The sequence below is a fragment of the Marinobacter sp. S6332 genome (assembly GCF_023016045.1).
In the GTDB taxonomy this organism is placed as follows: domain Bacteria; phylum Pseudomonadota; class Gammaproteobacteria; order Pseudomonadales; family Oleiphilaceae; genus Marinobacter.
Genome location: NZ_JALKAP010000003.1, coordinates 1 through 16,480, shown reverse-complemented (window position 1 = coordinate 16,480; position 16,480 = coordinate 1). Strand labels below are relative to the sequence as shown.

The following is a 16,480-nucleotide window of genomic DNA, read 5'->3' as shown; positions in this document are numbered from 1 at the left end:
CCGGAAGGATCGTGACCGCCTGCCCAAGCACATTGTTTCAGGCAGTGCTTTTAATCATTGATCACGAACCCGCAGGCCGCTGATGCCGCAACAAATGATTCTCAATCTTGCGGAATACGAACACCAAAATAAACGTCAACACCATGTAGCAAAGCGCCACAAAGATAAACGCATCAAAGGGCGCATAAAACCGCGAGTAAATATTCCGCGCCGCCCCCGTAAGATCCACAATCGTTACCACACTCGCAATCGCACTCGAGTGCAGCATGAAAATAACCTCATTGGAATACGCCTGAACAGCCCGCCGCGCCGCGCTGGGTAACACAATACGCCGCATCCGCATAAACCAATTCATGCCGTAAGCCTTCGCCGCCTCAATCTCACCATGAGGAGTCGAAATAATCGCACCACGAATAATCTCAGTGGTATAGGCACAGGTGTTCAACGTAAACGCCAGCAGGGCAGGGTAAAACGGCTCCCTGAAAATCTCCCACCAGAATGTTTCCTGAATACCGGGAATTTGAGCAACGCCATAGTAGATAATATAGAGCTGAATCAGCAGCGGGGTGCCGCGGAAAATATAGGTGTAAAGCCAAACAGGGCCAGACACAAACGGATTTTTAACCGTGCGAAGAATCGCCAGCGGAACCGCAAACGCAAGCCCTATAATCAGACACAGAAACACCAGTTGAACGGTCGTAACCATTCCATCCCAGTATTCCATGATGGTCATGGCTGTAAAAATCTCGTTCCTGTTAAGCCAGGCAGCGATAAAATCGGGTGGCATTATCAGCTCTCCTGAATCACGCCGGCGTTAGCTCGTTTATCGAGCCACTTGATGAAAAGCTCCGAGCCTGCCGTGAGGGCGAGGTACACAAAGGCCACAGGAATGAAAAAGTGGAACGGCATACGTTCCGCTTTTGCGGCTTCCTCTGCCACACGCACCATATCCGTGAGCCCGATAATAGAAACCAGCGCCGTGGTTTTCAGCAATACCTGCCAGTTGTTGCCGATACCGGGAAGCGCATGACGCAGCATTTGCGGAACCATCACCCGGCGAAACGTGTGCCAGGTGCTAAATCCGTAGGCGCGGGCCGCTTCAATCTGCCCTGTTTCAACCGCCAGAAAGGCACCGCGAAAGGTCTCTGTCATATAGGCACCAAAAATGAGCCCGATGGTAATAACGCCAGAAATGAATGGATTGAACTGGAAGAAAAAGTCGACTTCGTAGGTGTCCCAAATGTAGTCGGAGAGCATGTTCACACACACCTGTCCGCCATAGTAAAACAGCAGCATCATAACCAGATCGGGAACGCCGCGAATCAAGGTGGTATAGGTGGTTGCTACGCCCACAGCTACACGGCTATTTGAAAGCTTTGCTGCCGCGCCAATGAGCCCCAGCACCAGTGCCAAGGCAAGAGACAGGAAGGCAAGTTCAATGGTGACAACTGCTCCGCTCAGCAGTTCCGGGCCATAGCCTTTCAGATCAAACATGGGAATGTCCGGTGGTCAGGGGCAGCCCTAATGGCCACCCCTGAGGCTGGTAGTATTAGATTCTGACGGTCAGACCTTCACGTCGTAGGCGAAGTACTTCTTCATTATGGCGTTGTAGGTGCCATCTTCCTTCAGCTTGCGCAGAGCTTTGTTTACTTCTTCAGCAACGTCTTTGTCACGTTTACGCATAGCAACGCCTACACCTTCACCCAGCTTTACGGCTTCGCCGACTTCCTTGAAACCGTCTTTGGTTAAAACGGTCTGCTCGCCAACCGGATAGTCGACAAACACGACATCCAAACGCTGGCCTTCAAGATCAAGAACCATGTCATCGGCAGTGGTGTAACGCTTAATGGTTACTACGCCACTCATTTCTTCAGTAACAAAAGTGTCCATAGTGGTGCCGCGCTGAACGCCAACGGTTTTACCTTTCATGGCGCTCATATCAGTCACGTCGGCGTTAAAGCTGTCTGGTCCAAACCATCCGCCTGGGGTGTTGTAGTATGGCTCGGAGAACAGAACACGCTCTGCGCGCTCTGGGGTGATCGACATGGATGACATGATCAGGTCGAATTTACGGGCCAGCAGGCCAGGGATCATGCCGTCCCAGGCTTGAATAACGAATTCGCAGTCTGCCTTCATTTCTTCACACATGGCGGCAGCCAGGTCCACTTCAAAGCCGGTCAGGTCACCATTTTCATCTTTGTATTCGAACGGCTCATAAGGTACGTCGAAAGCAATGCGCAGGTTACGCTCGTCTGCATGGGCACCGCTGGCAAGCATGGCCAGTGCGCAACTCGCTGCAATCATCAGTTTTTTCATGTGTCACTTCTCCAGTATGTCGCCTTGTGGGCGTTATTTTTTTGGAATTTAACTATCCAACAGCGATAAAGATAGCACCGCATGTTAGAACTTGGGAGCCAGAAACTGTTTCATGCGTTCTGAGTCTGGGTTATCAAACACCTTTTGGGGTGTACCCTGTTCCTCTATAACGCCCTGATGTAGAAACAGCACCTGAGTCGACACATCCTTTGCAAATGCCATTTCGTGAGTTACTACGATCATGGTTCGGCCTTCCTCGGCCAGACTTTGCATAACCTTTAATACTTCTCCGACCAACTCGGGGTCTAACGCCGAGGTAGGCTCATCAAAAAGCATTACCTCCGGCTCCATAGCTAAGGCCCGGGCAATGGCAGCACGTTGCTGCTGGCCACCAGACATTTGAGCCGGATAATAGTCTTTGCGCTCGTATATGCCGACCTTGTTGAGATATGCTTCTGCGCGCTCGATGGCTTCTTTTTTAGGGATCTTGAGTACATTGATTGGCGCTTCAATAATATTCTCCAGCACAGTCATATGTGACCAGAGGTTGAAGCCTTGAAATACCATGGAGAGCTTGGCTCGAATCAGCTCCACCTGCTTGTTGTCTGCCGGAATCCGCTCGCCCTTGCGGTTTGTGGTAAACCTTATAGGGTCGCCGTGAACAATAATGTCGCCGGAGGTTGGGGTTTCTAAAAGGTTGATGCAGCGCAAGAAGGTACTTTTGCCCGAACCAGAACTGCCGATTAGGGACACTACATCGCCTTTGCGGGTCTCAAGTGAAATACCTTTGAGCACTTCCAGCTCGGCAAAAGTCTTGTGTATGTCCTTGCAGATCAAAGGCGCTTGGTCCGCCATGGATGGCTCCTGAGGCTGTCATTCAAAGGCGTTTGTTTTACGGACTGTTGCAGTGGAAATCAATACCTTCCACACACAGCTTTACGATTTTTTTGCGACGTTTTTTTGCGACTTATTGTGGCGCAACGAGTGTTTAATGCAAGCATTTAAATCAGGGCCCGCCATACACTATCAGCGGTAAGCGTTATACTGCGAATACATTGGATGACACCACAGGGAGTGGACTATTATGCCAAGGATATTGGCTTTCGCGATTTTGATCGTTATTTTTTCGTCACCAACAACTGCCGAAATCTATAGATGGACAGACGCCAGTGGTGCGGTTCATTTCACCGACACTCCGCCATCAAACAAAAAACACCAATCCGTTGATGTGACTGAACCAGTCACCGTGCCCATGTCGGAAAACCTTGAGCAGCATCGACGTACCTCGGGTATTCGCAAGCAAGTGCGAGGAATGCTCTCGTCTGATCGCAAAGGGAGCTCAGGGCGCGCCAAGTCGAGCGCCAAAGCGATTGCCAAGCAGGAGAAAGCTTGTGCCAGCTACCGGCGCAAGCTGGCGAAGGTGCAATCGCAGCTTCGGGCGGGCTATGGTGTCAATAAAGGTAACAGCCTGCGCCGCAAGCGTCGTAGTTTGAATCGATCGCTTAGTTGGGAGTGTATCTTGCGTTGATGCTGTAGACTGCCCCTTAGTAAGCACGCTAACAATACAAGGTTTTCTATGTACCGTTTGGCTATGACGTTTTGGGGGCAGATTTGAATACGACACCCTTATCTCATCTCCAACTTGCAGTTTTGTTGGGGATGACCGTTGCATTAGGTCCATTGGCACTCGATGCCTACCTGCCCGCTTTTCCGGAAATCGCTGATGAGCTTGGTATTGGGCACGGTGGAGTGGGGTTGACACTGAGCGCCTATGTGGGTGCTTTGGGCCTTGCGCAATTGTTGGGTGGTCCGCTTTCCGACCGCTATGGTCGACAGCAAATTTTGTTTGCCGGGCTTACGATTTTTGCCTTTGCGGCGTTTATGGTGGCCCAGTCAGAAACGCTACCGAATATGTTGGGCTGGCGTATTGTGCAGGGTATTGGTGGTGCTTTTTGTGCGGTGTCTGTTCCGGCCATTGTCCGCGATCAGACCAGCGGGCAGGATGCAGCTCGCCTGTTTGGTTTAATAGGCTTGGTTATGTTTGTTGCGCCTGCCGCAGCGCCGTCTATCGGTTCTGCATTGCTGTATTTCAGCGAATGGCATGTGATCTTCCTGATGCTTGCAGGTTATGCCGCTCTGCTGGCGATTGTTCTGCATTTTGTTCTGTTTAGGCGTCTACCGCCTCGGCGAACGGAGCACACACCTGTTTCCACACTGCTTACCAACTATGGGCTGGTGCTTCGCCATACTGTCACCATGCGGTTTGTTGGTTTGCAAGCCTTATGCTTCAGTTCCATGCTTGTGTTTATTACGCACGCATCGTTCATTTACCAAGAGTGGTTTGGGCTCTCAAACTCGATGTTCTCGGCGTTGTTCGCCGCTAACATTGTGGCTATGGCTAGCCTGAACTTGCTTAATCGGCGCCTGCTCAATAAGTATCAATCGGTGCGGATTTTACGGGTGTGCGTATTTTTGCAGGCCATTGCTGTTAGTGCGCTGGTAATCTGCGCTTGGGCTGGTGCGCCATACTGGGTTATAGCTGCTTGCATCATTGTCGCCGTTGGGTTTATGGGGGCTATTATTCCCAACAATATGGCCAATGCGCTGGAGTTCTTTCCCCACCTCGGGGGAACGGCTGCGGCAATGCTGGGGGCCGCACAGTTCACAATCGCGGGTGCTATAAGCGCGCTTTCTGCGACTCTCGCAGGCGGCACCTTGTTACCTGTCGTGTTGGTTATGGCTATCTGTGTGTTCGGCGCAGCCATTCTTGCTGCTGGCGGTCCAGCTGCTATTGAACGGCAGGCACGGCTTAGTTCGGAGCAAGCTTAACTCTTCTTCTGTCTACTAGCCTCTAGCCCTTAGAGCGGCGTGTCTTCGCTGTATTGCTCTGTTTTGCGATGGACGCGCGGGAGCTGATGCCCTGATCGATATAAAGCACTGCGTCCGTTATCTGAGGGAACATGTGCTCGTCCAGCACATACTCACGCAACGCGGCAGAATGCGTGAGAGTGTCGCGCACAGGGCCTATCAGGCTAACCATATAGAACTGAATGCCCTGTTCCCGTAGGTTTTCGATTACGCTTTCCAACATGATCAGGGAGGTGCTGTCGATACTGTTTACAGATTGGGCGTCCAGTATCACCGCCTTCAGCGCCCCCTCGGGCCGCTGCTTGATAAGGCTGTATAGGCGTGTTTTAAAATAATCCTTATTGGCAAAATACAGCGGCGCGTCAAAGCGGAAAATCAGCAAGTCTTTCCGCACGCTAATGCTTTCGAATCGATGAATGTTGCGGTATAGGTCTTCACCGTCAAGCTTTCCTAGCTCGGTCATGTGTGGCGTTGTGCTGTTGTAAATTACCAGCATCAGCGATACTGCAACGCCCACCAGTAAGCCCTGCTGAACGCCTAGTAACAGCGTGATCACAAAAGTGACCAGCAGTATCAGAAATTCCTTTCTGTCTTGCTTAAAAAGAACCTTCATTTCCCTATATTTGAACAACCCCAGTACAGACATAACGATAATCGCTGCCAGAACGGCCTTCGGTAAGGGGTAGTCAGTAAACAAAGGTGTAAGAAATAGCACTGTAACGGCAATTAGGCCGGAGGAAATAATCGCTGATACTTGGGTGAGTGCGCCAGCTTCTCGCAGCGCAGCACTGCGAGAAAAGCTGGCGGAAACCGGAAAGCTGCGGAACATGGCACCCAGAGCATTCGCTAAACCGAGAGCAACCAGCTCCTGGTTTGGCTGAACATTGCGTTTGTCTTTGGGGGACTCCTGAGATTTACAGATCGACATGGTGCCCACAAAGCCCATCAAGGCTACGGTAAACGCCACCGGCAGCAGCTCGCCAAATTTGTCAAAGTCCAGATTAGGGAACTGAAAAGCGGGGAAGCCACTGGGCACGGAATTGATCACTTCTACACCTGCCTGCCCGGCATGGAACAGCCCTGAAAGCATCATGGTGCCAACCAGCAAAATCAGAGCGTTGGGCACCTTTGGCATACGGCGTTTACAAGTAAAGATAAACAAAAGGCTTGCTACTGAGATTCCTACCGTAATGCCGTGCCAGCTGCTGATGTTGAGTAAAAGCTGATAGCAGAGGTCCAGTACATTGGCGCTATCTACGTGAACGCCTGTTAGGTTCTGGAGTTGGCTGCCAATGATGATAACGGCAGCAGCCGAGGTATAACCAACCACAACGGGGTAGGAGAGGAAGTTGACGATAAAGCCAAACCTCAGCAGCCCGAATAAAAACTGAATCAAGCCAACCAGTAGCGTGAGCTCAATCGCAAGCTGAAGATACTGGTCTGAACCTGGCTCCGCGAGCACGCTGAGACCGGAAAGAATAAGAATGGCATCCAATGCCACCGGGCCAATCGATATCTTGTTGGAGGTTCCCAGTAACGCGTACAGTAGCGGCGGGAAGATTGAAGCATACAGCCCGAACTCAGGTGGCAAGCCAGCGAGAACTGCGTAGCCCATGCTTTGTGGGATCAGCATAACGCCAATAGCCAAGCCAGATACCACGTCTCGCTTTAACGTGTGGGTGGTATATCCCTGCAACCAGAGCAAGCCAGGCAGTAATTTGTAGAGCATAAGCGCAGTTTATCGCTTCGGGGCTGGGCTTCAAGTGTGTGGAAATCAACAGGCCGAATCAAGAAGTATCCGTTAGGCTTCTAATAGGCTCCACGGATAAGATCAATTCCCGGTGTCAGTACTTCTCGCCAGGCTTTTTCAAGCTTGGGGGTGCACTCAGGGTCATGAAGGCGCACGGTCTTCATCAGGGCATCCAACCAAAGCGAATACCATTCCGGGTTGATGTTGAAGTGGTTTCGGTTGTGGCTCTCGCCAAGCGCCCTAAGTTTGCGGTCTGGCATGCCGCGTGCGGTGAGAATAAGCTGCATAACGCCATTCCGAAGCAGGTGACGCTGTGCAGGCATATCTGTGTTCACAAAGCGCTTTTTGATGGCATCCGAGCTCGACATGAAGTGGTCGTAAAAATCTACAAAAAACTGGTCACTGTTGCAGCATCTTCCATAACTTTGGAAAACCAGATCAGTGTCTTTCATAAGCGTTGGGTATCCCTTTGAAGAGGCGGGGGGGGTTAATAGGGCGCTAAGGATAGTGGTTGCGCGCGGCCTCTTCTGTTGAGATTTGTTAACGCTAGGTATAAGCCCGTACTCGGTTTTTCTGGCTTTATGAAATTCCTTTGCTCTCGCTCGCTTCGGGCGTTGCTTCAAACGTCTGGCGCTTTCTACCTTTAAGCAGGTACGCACAGGCATAGAGGCAAAATAGTATTACTGCGGCTAGGCCCATTTTTTTCCACAGTGGTAGATTAAACTGCTCGAATAGCAGGTGGCTGATTATGGGAAGTGTCGCCGTAAACAATACGACTGAAGCGGCCTTTTGCCAGAGATTGACTTCGGGATCGTACTTTTTGTAGTTCTCGATGTCATAGGGCTGCCAAGGATCGCTTTTGGTGACATCTGCCGGGCGCCAGCCCGTGGGCATAAACCAAAGTTTGATCTTGTCTGTGCAACTTTGCGTGTTCACCGCGTCTTTCCATAGCCTTGACCACCAATCAACGTGCGCAGATATCGGGTCCCAGCTTCGATAAGGTTTGCGCACACCATAAACACAAGGCTCCTCTGCTTTTTCTTCAGACCAGGTGCCAAAAAGCTTGTCCCAAAACATGACCACCCCGCCGTAGTTCTTGTCTACGTATCGGGTATTCACCGCGTGATGAACTCTGTGGGCCGAGGGCGTGTTCAAAATGCCTTCGATAACCGGTACGCGACCAATGGCGCGTGTATGTATCCAGAACTGGAAAAACTTATTCAATAGCAGAACGGTTGCAAACACTTCGATCGGGCAGCCCATAAGCGCCATTGGAATAAACACGGGAAACATCAATGTGTCTTGAAATGCACCCTGCCGCAGTGCGACCGTGAAATTATATTCCTCGCTTTGATGGTGGGGCAGGTGGCCGCTCCACATAAAGTTCACGGTATGAGACAGGCGATGCCCCCAGTAGTAGAAAAAGTCATAAACGAAGAAGAACAGAATCCAAGTGAATGCAGAGCCCATATTCCACTCAAACAGACCAAACCTGTTTGACAGAAAAGCAAAAATCAGAAAAAGCCCGCCCTTGGTAAATAGCTCAAAAATCAGCGTAACAATGCCGCAGCTCATGTTGGTGAGGCTATCGTTCAGCCGCAACGATGTGCGGTTTTTCCGCCAGAAATAGAACGATTCCAAGGCGATAAACAACAGAAAAAATGGAATTGAAAATGCCACGTAATGATCGGCCATTGCTGCCCTCATTATTTTATTTGTACTTCGACATTACATCGGCAGCGGGCCAATAGCTTGCGTTAATGCGACATTCTTTTGCTTTTAAGCGCTGATTCGCATGCCTAGATAACAGCGCCATATCCGAACAAGCCGGTGCAGGCAGTGCCAGCGAAAGTCTGTGCTAAGGTATTAGAAAGGTGTTCTTAAAGCAGATACAGGTGGAGGTGTGCTATGCCAAAAGTTACGTCCGGCTTTGTAGTAGCTTGCGACGGTTCAAACCACTCGGTAGAAGCTGCGAGGATGGCAGCCGGGCTGGCAAAAGCTACGGGCCAATCGCTTAAGCTGTTATCTGTTTTTCCAAGCGCGCGTTTGGAACGACTCATTATCGGTGGCGTAACGCCAGAAAACATCGATGCAGAGGTAGAAAGCTTCGGGCGCGAAGCGTTTGACGCTGTTAAGGAGGCTGTGAGAGGAACAACCGACCCGGCCGAAGAAATCCTTCTGAGGGGCGATCCCGCCAAAGAGATACTTGAATATCTGGAAGCCAACGCGGGTGCGCATCTGGTATTAGGCCGCCGAGGTCATTCGTTGGTGCGTAGCCTTACCCTTGGAAGCATTAGCGAAAAAGTCGTTCGCCATGCGACGGGACCGGTTACGGTTGTGAATGGGTAGCTTTTGGGCTTTTGACGGGCCAGCTTGTGTGAGGGAAGTTGGCCTGCAATTGTAATTGTGCTGCATGCAGGTTACAGAGTCGTGCTTGATACGCTAGTGCAACAGACAGAAAGAAAAGATGGCGAAGATAAAGTTATTTGAAAAAGGGTTCACTCCAATTCGGTATATTCATCATCTCCTGTGTGTGGCCTGGATGCAGTTGCGGCAACTGTTACCAAGCTTCACGAGAGTCGATCAGACTTGGATCTCAGGGATGACGATAGCCCTGAAAGCTTTTATCTGCGGAACTTCTCTTTTGAGCGGTGCGAGCGAGAGCTGAAAAATGTAAGAGCTTTCCGGAAGAACGGTGTTCCAGCACCCTAGGGAGTGTTGACGCGTTGTTGTATCGACTGGCAAGTGACCATGATTGCTCCCTTCTAAGGTTAACAAGAGTGTCGATACCCCCTTCCCATAGTCAGGCAATGGCGGATCCTAACAGTGCCGGCAATAATCTTTTTGACGTACCGAGGAGTCTCAGTCTATCCATTATCGGTGCCTGTGGGGGAAACCAAGGTCGCAGCTACCTCTTCCTCGTATCTTGTGTCGTCCGGATAGTTCTTGTGTGGCAAACCCTCAGCATATGGGGTCAGGATCTCTCGATTTTCCACACGCGCAGGCCCTGTCCCCGTACGCTAAGTTAGTTTTAACCATGTTCAGATCATGGCTCCGGGCCTCCGCTAGCGCTGCTGCAAGCGCGATTGATTTTTCCTCACAAACCGGCAATACCATTTCTGGTCGGGGCGGGCTTCACGCAGGCAGCATGACTTGTGAGGTATGGGCACCACATTTAGTGGTAGGGGTGGGATGAGAACAAAAGTTGGGTGTTGGCGGTGATGACGCATAGCTGTTTATCGGGGGGATATGGCTACAGCTTGAACGTACTTATAGCAAAATCGTCTGTTTCGGTTGTTTCGGTTGTTTCGTTTATTTTGTTTGGTCGGCATAATGGGTGGCCAGACAGTTGTCATTTGCATATCAGGAGGACGCTATGTCTGCTCAAAAAATTGTGCATTTGCCAACGGCGACAGAGGTTGAACAGGCCAAGGTTTCCAGCCGCACCTTGTCCAAGTACACGGATGTGGACCGGGTACAGCTCTCGCTGCGTGGCAGCAACGGCGAGGCAGATGAGTTGGTGTTGCCGGGGCATGTGCTGCATATACTGTTGGACGTGCTAGCGGAAGTGTCGCAGGGTAATGCTATCAGTCTTATCCCCTATCATCAGGAAATCAGCACACAGGACGCGGCAAGCCTATTGAATGTTAGTCGCCCCTTCCTCGTGAAGTTGCTGGAAGCAGGAGATATTCCGTTTCGAAAGGTGGGTGCTCACCGGCGAGTAAAGTTGCAAGACGTATTGAGCTACAAGGAACAGGTAGACCGCGAGCGGCACTCAGCGCTGGACGAATTGGCGGAACTTTCCCAGAACGAAGGAATGGGGTACTAACAGGAAATGAGCAAGTTTGCCGTCGTTTACGATGCCTGTGTCTTGTATCCCGCGCCCTTGCGAGATGCGCTGATGCGTCTGGCATTGACGGACCTGTTCAAGGCGCACTGGACGGATCATATCCATGATGAATGGATTAATGCGCTGCTGAGAGCCAAAAAGCATTCGCCGGAAAGCTTGTTGCGAGCGAGGGAGCTGATGGACCGGCATGTGCGCGATGCAAAAGTATATGGGTACGAGCCCCTTATAGAGGGGCTGGAACTTCCGGACCCAGATGATCGCCACGTGCTGGCAGCGGCCATCCGTTGTAACGCTAACGCTATTGTTACCTTCAACCAGAAAGATTTTCCCGCAGCAGCGCTTCGCCAGTACGATATTGAAGTGATTCACCCGGACGACTTTATTCTTTACCAGATCGACATGGCACCTACATCGTGTCTCCGCGCTTTTCAGGCGCAGCGTTCAGCGCTTAAGAATCCGCCGCTTACTGTTGATACGTTTTTGGTAACGCTGCAATAGCAGCAGTTGCCTCAAACGGTTTCGAAGCTTCGGGAGTTTGCGGATTTCCTTTAACCATGAGTTCCAAAACGGAACATCTGCGCCACTTGGTTTGAACTATCCATGGTCAGGGGCTTCGGAGCTATTCAGCACCTTGCGTCAGTTCTTTGTTCAGGTCGGTGTATATCAGTTCTTATTTGATTTTTTCAAGCGGCCAGAAGCTGACCTATAGCTGCCTCCAAAAATGTTGAAGCTGTCACGACAATGACTAAAAATTGCAGTTAAAAACCGGAGTGGTCAATATCCGGTATGTGTATGCACAAGGATAGCTCCCATGTACCTCCCGATTATCTCCCCCAGTGCGGCGCCATGCAGACTGATTCTGTACATTTTTCTGTTGTGGCTTGTGAGTGTCGCAGCATACGCAGTGCCAGCTCAGGATGTGGGCGGTAACGATGTTCGGTTGGCAGATTTTCCTGTCGGCTACTTTATAGATAGCTCAGAGTCGTTGACGTACGAAGCTGCTCGGAGTCAGAGTTTCGAAACCACAAACAGCACAGCAACACTCGGCACTGGCGCATCGGTAACTTGGCACCGGATTACGCTTGATAACTCTGGGCCAGAGGCAAAGGCGTTGTTTCTGCACTTGCCAGCGGCCTTTCAGGTGCGAGCATTAGAGATATACGAGGAGCGCTCTCAGAGTTTGGTGGGTCAGGCAAGAGTGGATCTTAACAGTGCTAGCAATAACCCTTTGATGTACCGAGGAACCGTAGTTTACCCATTCTCAGTGCCCGCGGGGGAAACAACGGTTTTGTTTGTACGCAGCCATCTCTACTCGCATCAGTGGTTTGCTGCGGAAATCTATGACGATCAGCATTCGCGAAAGGCATTGGTGGGTGGGCATTTAGACATCGCATTACTGGTGGGAATGATGCTGGCATTGGTGTTTTATAATGGCCTGCTTTACTTCGCCACCAGCAAAAAAGAGAACATCCTTTACTCCCTATACCTCATATCTGGCGTTGTCTGGATAGCCCTGTCTTACGGTTTGATTGCCGAAGCGTTCAATATATACGGAGACGCCGTTTTCATACTGAACCTATCGGTCTTTACCATGCCGATTTTCCTCGTGCTGTTCATGATGTCGATTTTTGAAACCCGCGAGTTTTACGTTACCGAACACAGAATTCTGAGCGTATTGCTGGTCTTGCTTGTCGGAGGCTTCTGTTATGGGCTGTTCGATATTGAAGCCGCTCTAATACCTGCGAGTAGCCTTGCGGCACTGATGATGCTGGTTACTTTCTCAGTAAGCCTCTCCATGTGGCGGAAGGGCAATCCTTTAGCGAAATTTTTTCTCGTAGGGCATAGCTTCTTTGTTGTTTTCAACGGGTTCGCAGTGTTGTTTTACAAGGGAGCAATTGAGCCCAATTACCTCAACAGCCACGGCGTCGGAATTGGCATAGTGCTGGAAGCGATAACGCTGGCGTTCATCATTTCATATCGAATTAAAGTGTTGGAAGATATCCGCGCCCAGCAAGGTGAGCTCAAGCGTCAGGCGGCCACTGATCCGCTTACCCAGCTTTATAATCGCCGGTATTTTATGACAGAAGGCGAGAGCCTGATTGAGAAGGCGAGGGCTTTAGGGGAGCCCGTGTCTGTTGTCACCTTGGATATCGATTATTTCAAAAAGGTGAACGACACATACGGGCATCATGCAGGCGATCTGGTTTTGAAAGGTGTGGCAGTTAATCTCCAGAAATTCAGCCGCGATAGGGATCTGATTGCCCGTTTTGGAGGTGAGGAGTTTATGGTCCTGCTACCCGGTGCCGATCGTGCAGAAGCAAAAGGCTGTGCTGAGCGTATTAGGCAGGGTATTGAAAAACATTCCGTTCAGGTTGGTGATGATGTGAGTATTCGGGTCACGGTAAGTCTGGGTGTTGCGCAAATTAATAGTGCCACAGAGCCCCTCGAAGCCGCCGCCAACCGAGCTGACAAAGCGCTGTATGACGCGAAAACTGGAGGGAGGAACCGCGTGTGCTGTGCGGCTTGAGCGTTGTTGTCAGCCACCGGTGTATAAAAACGATAAAGCCCGCACGAAGCGGGTTTTATCTGAATTCTAATGGTGCCCGGAGGCGGCACCATTTTTACGTTGCATGCTGTCTCGCCATGTCTCTAAGTGTCTGATCTGTATTATTAAATCTTCCTGATCGTTCAAATTCTAGTATCGTCTTGTCCTATCAAATCGCGCTCAGTTGCGCGGCTAATGATGGGACAGATGATGGGGCATTGAGCTTCGGGAGGTTAGAAAATGCCTAAAATTGCACAAGAACTGGGGGCTCTCCAGGTTAAAAGGCTGACCCACGGGACAGTTAAAAAAGCGGGTAAGGGAAAACAAGTCGGTGACCCAATCCCGGCGCTGCATGCGGTGGGTGGTGTGAAGGGGTTGTGTTTGCATTGTCGCCCACCAAGGGGGCCAGAGGCGATCGGCGCACGCTCCTGGATATTAAGGATGATGGTCGGTGACAAACGCACAGATTTGGGGTTGGGGTCTTATCCCGAAGTGCCGCTCGCAATGGCTCGGGAAAAAGCCCGGAAGCTCAGATATCGGGTCCAGTTTGACGGCTACGACCCGATTGCGGGAAAAAGAGCAGCAAAATCAGCGTTGATAGCTGAAAGAGCGCAACAGAGAACATTCGGCGATGTTGCTCAACAATACTTCGACAAAAAGTGCCTTGAGTTTTCAGGGAAAAATCCAGAAAAACAGAGGCGCAGACTGGAGCAGCACCTTGAGGACTACTGCCTACCTGAGCTTGGCAATATCTTGATGTCGGACCTTGAACCGCGGCATGTTGTTCAGGCGTTAAACCCGATCTGGATAGAGAAAACGCCAACGGCAGAGAGGGTTCGAATCACGATTTATAATGTATGTGAAATGGTTCGGCATGACGGGATACTTCGCAACGGGCTGAACCCGGCCCATTGGCGCGGCAACCTGGGAAATTTGTAAGCGCTCCACGAACTACACCGGAATGGTTTCCCCCTGATTCCAAGGCAGTAACCGGTCGAGTTCATCGTCGGTCGTCAATGATGGCAGTTTGGTAAGCACTTCTACCATATAAGTATAGGGCTCAATGCCATTGGCTCGGGCGGTTTCGATCAGGCTGTAGAGTCTGGCGCTGGCATGCGCACCCTTTGGTGTCTGGCTGAAGAGCCAGTTTTTTCGACCAATGACGAACGGGCGTATGGCATTTTCCGCCGGGTTATTATCCAGCGGGATCCGACCATCCGTCAGGAAGACGGTTAGCTTGGGCCACTGTCGGTTCAGGTAGATCAGCGCTTTGCCAATGGCCGTTTTCGGCGGCACTTGATTCAAGGATTTCGTTAGCCAGACTTCCAGTTTTTCGATGAGTGCACGGCTTTGAGTGTCTCGCAAGGCCAGCCTTTCCTCCGCGCTCATCGTTTTGGCCTTTTGCTCTACGGCATACAGGCTGCGGATCAGACTCAAGGCCTGATCGGCACGGCCGACCTTGCCTTTAGGTTGTACTTTCTGGGCCTCCACGAACTTGCGGCGGGCATGCGCCCAGCAACCCACATGGGTCAGCTGATTGATCCGAACCACTTGGGCGTACCCTTCATAACCATCGGTCACCAGAATGCCCTGATAGTTTTCCAGCAGTCGCGTTGGTACCTGACCGGAACGGCTGGCGTCGTAATCGTAGAGCACTACTTGTTGCCCGGGCGGCCCACCTCGTTGTACCCACATGTACGAAGGACTGCTGGCCTTGCGATCCGGTTCGGTATTCACTTGCAGCGTAGTTTCATCCATGTGGATGACTGCACTCGCGTGCAGATGCTGTCGGCACTGTTCAATGAGGGGCTCGATCAATTCACTGGTCTGGATCATCCAGCGAGCCAAGGTATTTCTGGGCAGATCAATGCCCAACCGCTTGAACGCCCGTTCCTGCCGGTAAAGCGGCAAGGCGTCCACGTATTTGGCGATGACAGAATAAGCCAAGAGGTTGGGGCTGGCATTGCTCTTGGGTAAGGGTTGCGACGGCATGGGTGCGGTGACGACACCGTCTTCGCAGGTCTTGCAGGCATACTTGCGTCGAATGTGACGGATCACTTGGATCTTGGCGGGAATGATGTCGAGCTGCTCGCTGATCTCTTCACCGATGCAGACCAATTCGGTTCCGTCGTTATGGCAGTGCTTCTGACCGTCCGTCACGTCGTGGACAATATCCACTCGCGGCAGTTCCGGTGGCAGCGCCAGACGGCCACCGCGAGTGCGGGACTTGGCAGAGTCTGGCTTGGTCGGTGTGTCCGCGATGTCTTCTGGAACGTCGTCACTGTCTGACGCCGGTTCGCTCTCTACCAGCGCTTCGGCTTCGTCGAAGAACAAGTCTTCCTGAGGGATGTTGTACTTCTCGGTGGAAGGCCCAAAGCGGTTTTCAATCAGCAGGCGCAGTTGTTCGAACAGTTCCCGCTTCGCGGCTTCCAGAGATTGAGCCTTGCGTTCCAGAGACTCATTCTCGCGTTCCAGCGACCGGCTTTGTTTTTTTAGGCGAGTAATATCCGCCGCTTGAACACGGAGCTTTTGCTCCAGTTCAGCGATGATTTTCTGTGAGTCGGAAGCGGCGCTTGGCATGAAACTATTGTATCAAAACGCCTACAAATCAGCACCTTGAAATCAACCAGCGGCGTCAAAAAATAAGGGTTTATGAGGCTGCATCTGGGCAATGTCGTAACCGTCCAGAAGCCAGTTCAGTTGTTGGCCTGACAGGGTCATAACATCGTCACCCACTGTGTCGGGCCACTTAAATCGTTCCCGTTCCAGACGCTTATACCAGAGTACAAAGCCATTCCGCTCCCAAGCCAGAATCTTGACCTTGTCGCGTTGGCGATTGCAGAATACGAAGACCGCTTCATCGAAGGGATTCAGTTCCATCGCCTCCTGAACCAGCAGCGATAGCCCGTCGATGGATTTACGCATGTCGACCGGCTCCCGGCATAGGTAAACCGACATCGTCAGTTCTGGACGCATCATGAGACCACCGCCACACTGACAAAGCGATTGGGGCGGTGCATGTCGGGAACAACAATCTTCTGGATCATCAGTCGCTGCCGCCAGACCATCAGATCGGCGAAGCTCAATCCTTGTTCATGAGCATAACGACTCAGTGACTGGCCCAATGAAAACGCGTGGTGCAGGTGCCCCA

The 16,480-nt window shown here is 51.3% G+C and carries 16 protein-coding genes; 7 read left to right on the top strand and 9 right to left on the bottom strand.

Annotated features, from left to right (window positions below; all coding sequences use genetic code 11):
- Window positions 1-61: 61 nt before the first annotated feature.
- The 4 genes from MWU62_RS04805 to MWU62_RS04790 form a co-directional block, all read right to left on the bottom strand.
- Window positions 62-787 carry an ABC transporter permease gene (locus MWU62_RS04805; protein WP_247113798.1) on the bottom strand — a complete coding sequence of 242 codons (726 nt, stop codon included), beginning with the start codon at window positions 785-787 and terminating at the stop codon, window positions 62-64.
- A 2-nt stretch (window positions 788-789) separates the two neighbouring features.
- The gene (locus MWU62_RS04800; protein ID WP_247113797.1) at window positions 790-1,494 is read right to left on the bottom strand and encodes an ABC transporter permease; all 705 of its coding nucleotides are present in this window, start codon (window positions 1,492-1,494) and stop codon (window positions 790-792) included.
- A 69-nt stretch (window positions 1,495-1,563) separates the two neighbouring features.
- Window positions 1,564-2,316: a transporter substrate-binding domain-containing protein gene (locus MWU62_RS04795; protein ID WP_247113796.1), complete on the bottom strand. Its 753-nt coding sequence runs from the start codon at window positions 2,314-2,316 to the stop codon at window positions 1,564-1,566.
- Window positions 2,317-2,400: 84 nt separating this feature from the next.
- Window positions 2,401-3,171, bottom strand: a complete 771-nt coding sequence (locus MWU62_RS04790) for an ABC transporter ATP-binding protein (RefSeq protein ID WP_247113795.1) — start codon at window positions 3,169-3,171, stop codon at window positions 2,401-2,403.
- A gap of 229 nt (window positions 3,172-3,400) precedes the next feature.
- Between MWU62_RS04790 and MWU62_RS04785 the strand changes: the two genes are divergently transcribed.
- Together MWU62_RS04785 and MWU62_RS04780 are read left to right on the top strand one after the other, a co-directional pair.
- The gene (locus MWU62_RS04785) at window positions 3,401-3,844 is read left to right on the top strand and encodes a DUF4124 domain-containing protein (protein ID WP_247113794.1); all 444 of its coding nucleotides are present in this window, start codon (window positions 3,401-3,403) and stop codon (window positions 3,842-3,844) included.
- Between the two features lie 71 nt (window positions 3,845-3,915).
- Window positions 3,916-5,145, top strand: a complete 1,230-nt coding sequence (locus MWU62_RS04780) for a multidrug effflux MFS transporter (protein ID WP_348645626.1) — start codon at window positions 3,916-3,918, stop codon at window positions 5,143-5,145.
- A 22-nt stretch (window positions 5,146-5,167) separates the two neighbouring features.
- Here MWU62_RS04780 and sulP read toward each other — a convergent pair whose 3' ends face one another.
- The 3 genes from sulP to MWU62_RS04765 form a co-directional block, all read right to left on the bottom strand.
- Entirely contained in the window at window positions 5,168-6,913 is a 1,746-nt protein-coding gene (gene sulP, locus MWU62_RS04775) for a sulfate permease (protein WP_247113792.1), read from the bottom strand.
- An 80-nt stretch (window positions 6,914-6,993) separates the two neighbouring features.
- A complete protein-coding gene (locus tag MWU62_RS04770; protein WP_247113791.1) occupies window positions 6,994-7,386 on the bottom strand; it encodes a globin in 393 nt (130 codons plus the stop codon).
- A 127-nt stretch (window positions 7,387-7,513) separates the two neighbouring features.
- Entirely contained in the window at window positions 7,514-8,629 is a 1,116-nt protein-coding gene (locus MWU62_RS04765; protein WP_247113790.1) for a sterol desaturase family protein, read from the bottom strand.
- A 213-nt stretch (window positions 8,630-8,842) separates the two neighbouring features.
- On the opposite strand from MWU62_RS04765, the gene MWU62_RS04760 reads away from it, so the two are divergent.
- The 5 genes from MWU62_RS04760 (at window position 8,843) to MWU62_RS04740 (ending at window position 14,268) form a co-directional block, all read left to right on the top strand.
- Window positions 8,843-9,283 (top strand): universal stress protein, encoded by a 441-nt coding sequence (locus tag MWU62_RS04760; RefSeq protein ID WP_247113789.1) that lies wholly within the window; start codon window positions 8,843-8,845, stop codon window positions 9,281-9,283.
- A gap of 1,027 nt (window positions 9,284-10,310) precedes the next feature.
- Window positions 10,311-10,763: a helix-turn-helix domain-containing protein gene (locus MWU62_RS04755; RefSeq protein ID WP_247113788.1), complete on the top strand. Its 453-nt coding sequence runs from the start codon at window positions 10,311-10,313 to the stop codon at window positions 10,761-10,763.
- 6 nt (window positions 10,764-10,769) lie between these two features.
- Complete coding sequence (locus tag MWU62_RS04750; RefSeq protein ID WP_247113787.1) at window positions 10,770-11,282, top strand: PIN domain-containing protein; 513 nt, start codon at window positions 10,770-10,772, stop codon at window positions 11,280-11,282.
- 313 nt (window positions 11,283-11,595) lie between these two features.
- Entirely contained in the window at window positions 11,596-13,311 is a 1,716-nt protein-coding gene (locus MWU62_RS04745; protein ID WP_247113786.1) for a diguanylate cyclase, read from the top strand.
- Window positions 13,312-13,569: 258 nt separating this feature from the next.
- Window positions 13,570-14,268: an integrase arm-type DNA-binding domain-containing protein gene (locus MWU62_RS04740; protein ID WP_247113785.1), complete on the top strand. Its 699-nt coding sequence runs from the start codon at window positions 13,570-13,572 to the stop codon at window positions 14,266-14,268.
- Between the two features lie 12 nt (window positions 14,269-14,280).
- On the opposite strand, the gene MWU62_RS04735 is transcribed toward MWU62_RS04740, so the two are convergent.
- Both MWU62_RS04735 and tnpB read right to left on the bottom strand, forming a co-directional pair.
- Window positions 14,281-15,909 (bottom strand): IS66 family transposase, encoded by a 1,629-nt coding sequence (locus MWU62_RS04735; RefSeq protein ID WP_247113784.1) that lies wholly within the window; start codon window positions 15,907-15,909, stop codon window positions 14,281-14,283.
- Window positions 15,910-15,951: 42 nt separating this feature from the next.
- Window positions 15,952-16,308: an IS66 family insertion sequence element accessory protein TnpB gene (gene tnpB, locus MWU62_RS04730; protein ID WP_247113783.1), complete on the bottom strand. Its 357-nt coding sequence runs from the start codon at window positions 16,306-16,308 to the stop codon at window positions 15,952-15,954.
- Window positions 16,309-16,480 lie beyond the last annotated feature (172 nt).